We start from the raw sequence: 6,982 nt of genomic DNA, 5'->3' as shown, positions 1-6,982 counted from the left end.
GAAGAAGTAAGTAAGTAAAGTAAAGTAACTTAAACTAAAACAAACTAAAACGTAAAACGTAAACGTAAACGTACGTCTTGTTCTGTTTTTTTATATTTTGTAAATTTATATTAATATTATTCATATATATAGACAAATAGAATTAATTTGTTTAAACTATACAAAGTGTTCATCAAAACAAGTTATAAAAATAGAAACTAAGGAATGGGATATATTCAAAATTAGCTCATTTACTCTTTAGAGCTTAATATTGAAATGCAGGAGGTTTATAATGCGTAAACTAGTAAGTTGGTTTAGAGATATGAAAGTAGCAAAAAAGCTATTAATTTCATTTTTTGTTATATTAATTGCGGCAGTCTCTCTTATTGGGGGCATGTCGTATCAAACAGCTAAAAAGAATTTTGAATCACAAATTATGAGTAGCGCTCAGGATAATATAAAAATATTGGATAATTTAATCAATCAAATGATTGATGCGAAATTCAACGATGTAAATAATTTTGCACGAGTGATTCATAGTGATATGTATCAAGAGGATAATCAGGACGAACTAAGAAAAACATTATCTCAATATATTAGTTTAAATAAAGATATAGAACAAGTGTATGTTGCGGGAAACGATAAAAAATTTGTACAAGAACCAAAAATACAAATGGAAACAGATTATGATCCAACAGCGCGTTCTTGGTATAAAGATGCAGTGAATCAGCAAGGTGGAATTGTTGTCACTGAACCATATAAGGCACAAGGAAATGGACATATTGTCGTAACAATCGCAAAACAAACTGAAGATAAAAATGGTGTTGTTGCGGTAGATTTAAGTTTAGATAATTTATTGAAAACAACGAAGTTAATCAATATTGGCAAAAAAGGCTATGCTTTCATTTTAGATGGGAAACAAAAAATAATTGCTCACCCTCAAGAAAAATCGGGTGACAAGGCAGATGATTCTTGGGCAAAGAAAATATACGAAGATAACCATGGCACTTTTTCATACATTTATAGTGGTAGTGACAAGAAAATGGTATTTGCTACAAACTTAAAAACAGGTTGGAAAATTGCTGGGACGATGTACTCAAATGAAGTAGTTGAGGCTGCTCAACCTGTATTTTATAATATGTTAATTGTAATGTTTATTTCATTAGTTGTAGGTGGAGTGCTTATTTATTTCGTGACACTTTCTATTACCAAACCTTTAAAACAATTAGTTGTCACTTCTAAAGAAATAAGCGAAGGGGACTTAACTCAAACGATTCAAATACACTCAAATGATGAAATTGGACAACTTGCGAAAGGTTTTAATGAGATGACTCATTCACTACGTACATTAATCGGAAGAATTAATACTTCAGCAGGGCATGTTGCAGCTGCATCTGAAGAGTTAACAGCAAGTGTGAGACAAGCGAGTGAAGCGACTGAACAAATTACATCAGCAATGGATGAAATATCAAGTGGTGCAACGACGCAAACAGCAAGCGTAGAAAATGGTGCTATGTTACTGTTTGATGTAACAGAAGGGATTCAGCATGTAGCAAATAGCTCATCATCTATTAATACTGCTTCCACTCATACTCGTGAAAAAGCAGAAGATGGTGGAAAGTTAGTAGGAAAAACAGTGAATCAAATGCAGTCTATTGCGGAATCTGTTTCACAATCAGATGTTGTTATTCAGTTATTGAATAACAAATCAAAGCAAATTGGTGATATTTTAGAAGTCATTCAAAATATTGCAGATCAGACAAATCTTCTAGCTTTAAATGCAGCAATTGAGGCTGCAAGAGCTGGTGAGCATGGAAGAGGCTTTGCAATTGTTGCTGATGAAGTACGAAAATTAGCAGAACAATCTAGTGTATCATCAAGTGAAATTAGTAAATTAATTTGTGAAATACAAGATGATATGAGTAAGACAGTAAAATCTATGAATAATGTAAATGAAGAAGTTCAATCTGGACTTGTTATTGCAAATGAAACAAAACAAAATTTCGCTGAGATTTTACAATCTACAAATGAAATTGCTGATCAAATTAAAACGATGGTTGAAACGGCTAATGGAATGTCAAAAGGTGCAAATGAAGTATCTATTTCAGTTGGCCAAATTGCAATGACAGCACAAAATAACGCGACGAGTACACAAAGTGTTGCAGCGTCAGCTGAGGAGCAGTTAGCTTCCATGGAAGAAATTAGTTCTGCGGCTGGTACACTATCTCAAATGGCTGAAGAGTTACAGGTATTAATTGAAAGATTTAAAGTGTAAATAGAAAGGGCTGCTTCAAAATAGTATTACTGCTATTAGAGGCAGTCCTTTTAGTTAATAGCCCTTTTTGTAAGAGTAGAGAATTTGTGGGGAACGAGGGGATTTAATAATTAAAGCTTTATTTTATTTAATATTTGTCGAAAAATAGAGGGATTTGTTAAGTATGTGTATAATGAATATTGTATAGATTACATATAAAGGAGATTATTATGGGAGTGTATTGGGGAACGAAAAGACATTCTTGGCTTAGTTATGTCTCGTTTTGGTTAAGTATTTTATTCTTTGCTGCTTTTGTAATTGAAGTGTTTGTATTTAAAACACTTTCAAATAGTTCATTACAAATCATTAAATATTTTTATTTTATATTTGTCCCATTAAATATCATTCTTAGTTTGAGATTATTATCTAAGAAGAATGAAAAGAAAATATTACCGATTTTTAGTTTAATTGTCTCGCTATTATTTGTCAGTTTAATTATAGTATTAGCATTAGTAGCCACAGGAAAAGTCTTTTGAGGAGAGTGATATAAATCACTCTTCTTTTGTGTGAAATTTTTAGATTTATAAGTAGTGTGAAGGAAATAAGGAAAGTGATAAGTTATCAGTAAAGGGACGTACTAGTGAGTAGAAAATGAATCAAAAATACTATATGTTTTGTATGTGTTTATAAAGCAAATGAATGCGGTAAGATTCGTGAAATATGGTACAATAAACATGGATAGTGATAGAGATAAAGGGTATATAAAATACTCATCGTTTTTTAGTAAGAGAGGGGTTATCTTATGCTATACGAGGATTTGATGACATTATTCCAAGCTGCTCCGATAGAATTGGATAGAGGCGGCTGGAAATATATAATCCAGGAACAAAATGATAATTATGAAATTGTTGATGAAATGTTAAAAAAGCAAATGAATGTTGAATTGTATTTTAATGAATATGATGAGGTGAAAATCACTTTATATAAAGATGGAAGCCCCATTACTACAATGCAAAGAATTGCTATTTCAAAAGTTGAGTTAGATGAAGAGGAAGAAGGCATTCAATTCGTATTAGAACGTATGCCAAGTCGAATGATTCGTTTGCAATTAAAGCCATATCTTGCAGTAGAAATGGGGCCGTATTGGGAAGTATGTGAAGAGTGTGAATGAACATGAAAAAGCATCCGTATAAACGGATGCTTTTTCATGTTTTTTGAAGTTGTTTAAAAGCAATAATCGGTAGTAAAATGATGCTTACCCAACCGATAATCGGATATAGAATATGAAGCAATTGGCTATATCCGATGTAACTAAAGCAATAACTAATTAGTAATATGAAGTAAATAATGTTATGACTTTTCCATCCTGTAATGGATTGCATTTGTTTTGTCATTCCGAATATATTCCCAACTAATGTTGTGAACACTTCACCAAAAATGATAAGAACAAAGAAAAAGTGGAAAGTGGCATTAAATCTTCTTACAACTTCAGCCATTGGGATGTTGTATTGATAAAATTGTTCAACTGATAATATTGCTAAATGGCTACATAATAAAATGAAGCAAAGCCCTGCGCCTCCTAAAATACCACCCCATAAAATAGCTTTTCGGTCTTTTACTTCACTGGCTAATGGGACGAGAACACTTTGGGCGAGTGAAAGATTTAATGCAACATATGTAATCGGGCTAGTAATCCATTTCATATTCCAACTTTCTGTAGGAACGGTGTTAATAAGAGGAGTTGTACCATGAATAAAGGTTGTGATAGCGAGTCCAATAATAAAGATCATCATTATAGGTACGACAAGTGTATTTACTTCAAAAACACCTTGTAATCCTCGACTCCCAATAATGAGACAGGCGATGACTGTGATGAAAATACCAAGTTGTCTCGGGAGGCGGAGTTGTTCTTCAAATACTGCCCCGGCCCCTGATAACATAACGCTTGTTACACCAAATAATACGAGTAATAGTAAGGTGTTTACGACATTTCCAAATACATCCCCAAATAAATATTTGTTAAATTCTTGAGCTGAAAATGCCCCTATTTGTGATGAAAGTAACATCATCTTTGTGCCGAGCCAAATAAAAAAAAATCCACTTATACATATGCCAATGGTTCCGTAAAATCCGTTCACTGTAAAAAATTCAACAATTTCTCGCCCAGTAGCAAATCCAGCTCCAACGACAGTTCCGATATAAGTAGCAGCGACTTTCTTTGCTACTTGCCATTGTTGATTGTCCATGTTATCCCTCTTTCTTCTATGATGAGCTTGACTTACTATTATGCATATGTGTGAGCTTGGACAATTAGACATATGAAGTAGTTGAAAGAATACATGAATTATATGATATTAGGGAAATATTAAGGTTGTTAAAACTTTGTTACATATAAGCTGTTCATTCAAAAAAACAGGAAATGTATGGTAAAATGTAGTTAGGTTATTAAAAGATAATAATTATAAAAATGCTAAGAGGAGTGGATTGTATGAGTACGAAAACAAATGTTGTTGAAGTATTAAACAAGCAGGTAGCAAACTGGAATGTGTTATATGTGAAACTGCATAATTATCACTGGTATGTGACAGGACCACACTTCTTTACATTACATGAGAAATTTGAAGAGTTTTATAATGAAGCAGGGACTTACATTGATGAGTTAGCAGAACGTATTTTAGCGCTAGAAGGAAAACCGTTAGCGACAATGAAAGAATATCTAGCAACTTCTACTGTGAGTGAAGGGACAAGCAAAGAGTCTGCAGAAGAAATGGTACAAACTTTAGTGAATGATTTTTCTGCACTCATTCAAGAATTGAAAGAAGGTATGGAAGTAGCGGATGAAGCTGGTGATGAAACATCTGCTGATATGCTATTAGCAATTCATACGACATTAGAACAACATGTGTGGATGTTAAATGCATTCTTAAAATAAACATAAATGGATTAAAGAAAAACTCTATTGAAAAATTCTTTCAATAGAGTTTTTTATGATTTTTCAGTTTCCTTTTATGCTATAATAGAGTAAAAAGGAGGCGATGGGATGTTTCGCTTTTTCAGAACTGGAAAAGAAGAGCGGAAAATTACGAAAGACGAATTAGAGCAAGCGATGGCTAAGTTTCTAGAAACGAATGCTAATATCGTTTATACAGTATTAGTAAATGATGATTACACAGTAAATTATGATTTGTTAAAGCCCTATTTACCTGCATTTCCAACCAATTTTTTTCTTATTACGAAGGAAACGCTTGAGGTATTTGAGCATACAGAAGAAAATTTACACCTAGTTAAAGAAATTGATATCGTACAAAAGGCCGTAGATCAATATGTAACAGAAAAAGAAATGTTCCCAATTGTTGAAGATAGCGAAGATCGCCTCATATGTGGAATGAAGTTAGGACCATATTTAAATCGTATATTAAAAAGAAATTTATATATTTCAGAAAAGCATTATTTAGTTTCAAGTAAACCAGATAAGAAAAAAAAGAATACTGGGTAGATGTTATGAGAACAACAATAATATATTGTTGTCTTTTTTTGTTTTTCAAAACATTGATTTTTCAGTCTATTTAATTTTATACTATAACTAGTGGATAGGGGGGAGTGGTGTATTATGCGTATACAAACATTAATTATTAAATATCATTCTGAAAATCAGGTATTGTTAAGTTGAATTGTAGAATTTTACTACTTATACCGTGACTCTAGAATGATAGGAAGATTGGAGAAAAAATTATTATAAAAGGTTACGGGGGATTTCTATATGAAAAATATTATGACTTATATTCAATTATTAAATGAAACGCTAGATTGTTATGCAAAAAAAGGTAGTTTTGAAGCATATTCTTATATAATGGAGCATGCTAAAGATGTAAAGGGTAATGGAGCACAAATATATAACTTTAAATATGCGCTAGCAAGTGCAGCAGGACTTGAAGATGAAGCGTTGCATTTAATGAAGAAAGCAATTATAGACAATGGGTTTTGGTACGGAAGTGAGTATTTAATTTCCGATGATGATTTAAAACCATTACATAAATTTGAAGAGTTTCATAGAATGGTTCAATTATGTAAAGAAAGAGAAGAGTTAGCAAAGAAATCGGAACAAGCAGACGTGAAATATATATACAGCAAACAAAATGAAAATCTATTAATAACAATGCATGGGGATCAAGAAAATATAAAAATAGTAGAACCTTATTGGCATTCAGCTTTGGAACAAGATTATATGTTAGTGTTTCCTCAATCGTCCCAAACTCAATTTTCCGATGGATATGTTTGGGATAATATCGGAAGAGGAAGAGAAGAGTTAAAAGGACATTACAATAAGGTTATGTTGAGTAATACATTTGAAAACATTATCATTGGTGGATTTTCTGCTGGGGCAAGAGTAGCGTTACACTCCATTTTGCAAGGTGAAATAAAAGTGACCGGTTTTATTTTTGTTGCACCGTGGCTCCCGGAAATTGAAGAATTGGAAGACATGTTTAGAATATTACACGATAAAAGCATAAAAGGATATATAATATGCGGGGATCAAGATGAAGATTGTTTTGAAGGTACGCGGCAATTTGTACAGTTATTAAAAGATAAAAATATAGAACATAAGTATAAAGTGGTACCTAACTTAAATCATGATTATCCTGAGAATTTTGATGAGGTATTAAAAGAAGCTATTGAATATATAGGAAGAAAAAATAATATGTAGTAAGAAAGGGAGATACATCGTATATGATGTATCTCCCTTTTAAA

Annotated in this window: 7 protein-coding genes; 6 read left to right on the top strand and 1 reads right to left on the bottom strand. The window is 32.2% G+C overall.

Going from position 1 to position 6,982, the window contains the following annotated elements:
* The first annotated feature begins 271 nt into the window (after positions 1 to 271).
* The 3 genes from CDB3_RS14355 to CDB3_RS14345 all read left to right on the top strand — a co-directional run bounded on the left by CDB3_RS14355 (position 272) and on the right by CDB3_RS14345 (position 3,404).
* A complete protein-coding gene (locus CDB3_RS14355) occupies positions 272 to 2,254 on the top strand; it encodes a methyl-accepting chemotaxis protein (RefSeq protein WP_128854950.1) in 1,983 nt (660 codons plus the stop codon).
* 209 nt (positions 2,255 to 2,463) lie between these two features.
* Positions 2,464 to 2,769, top strand: a complete 306-nt coding sequence (locus CDB3_RS14350; protein ID WP_128854949.1) for a hypothetical protein — start codon at positions 2,464 to 2,466, stop codon at positions 2,767 to 2,769.
* Positions 2,770 to 3,035: 266 nt separating this feature from the next.
* Positions 3,036 to 3,404 carry a DUF3979 family protein gene (locus CDB3_RS14345; protein WP_016129214.1) on the top strand — a complete coding sequence of 123 codons (369 nt, stop codon included), beginning with the start codon at positions 3,036 to 3,038 and terminating at the stop codon, positions 3,402 to 3,404.
* A gap of 34 nt (positions 3,405 to 3,438) precedes the next feature.
* Here the strand turns inward: CDB3_RS14345 and CDB3_RS14340 are convergent, their stop codons facing one another.
* Positions 3,439 to 4,479, bottom strand: coding sequence for a YkvI family membrane protein (locus tag CDB3_RS14340; protein WP_002075563.1), 1,041 nt, complete (start codon positions 4,477 to 4,479; stop codon positions 3,439 to 3,441).
* A 242-nt stretch (positions 4,480 to 4,721) separates the two neighbouring features.
* On the opposite strand from CDB3_RS14340, the gene CDB3_RS14335 reads away from it, so the two are divergent.
* From CDB3_RS14335 to CDB3_RS14325, 3 genes are all read left to right on the top strand, one after another.
* On the top strand, positions 4,722 to 5,165 hold the full coding sequence (locus CDB3_RS14335; protein ID WP_128854948.1) for a Dps family protein: 444 nt from the start codon (positions 4,722 to 4,724) through the stop codon (positions 5,163 to 5,165).
* 108 nt (positions 5,166 to 5,273) lie between these two features.
* Entirely contained in the window at positions 5,274 to 5,729 is a 456-nt protein-coding gene (locus tag CDB3_RS14330; RefSeq protein WP_128854947.1) for a DUF3939 domain-containing protein, read from the top strand.
* A gap of 264 nt (positions 5,730 to 5,993) precedes the next feature.
* Positions 5,994 to 6,938 carry an alpha/beta hydrolase gene (locus tag CDB3_RS14325; RefSeq protein ID WP_128854946.1) on the top strand — a complete coding sequence of 315 codons (945 nt, stop codon included), beginning with the start codon at positions 5,994 to 5,996 and terminating at the stop codon, positions 6,936 to 6,938.
* The last annotated feature ends 44 nt before the right edge of the window (positions 6,939 to 6,982 follow it).

Source organism: Bacillus sp. CDB3 (assembly GCF_002081505.1).
Classification (GTDB): Bacteria; Bacillota; Bacilli; order Bacillales; family Bacillaceae_G; genus Bacillus_A; species Bacillus_A cereus_AT.
Note: the sequence above shows the minus strand (reverse complement) of the source record. Positions and strands in the feature narration are given on the sequence as shown.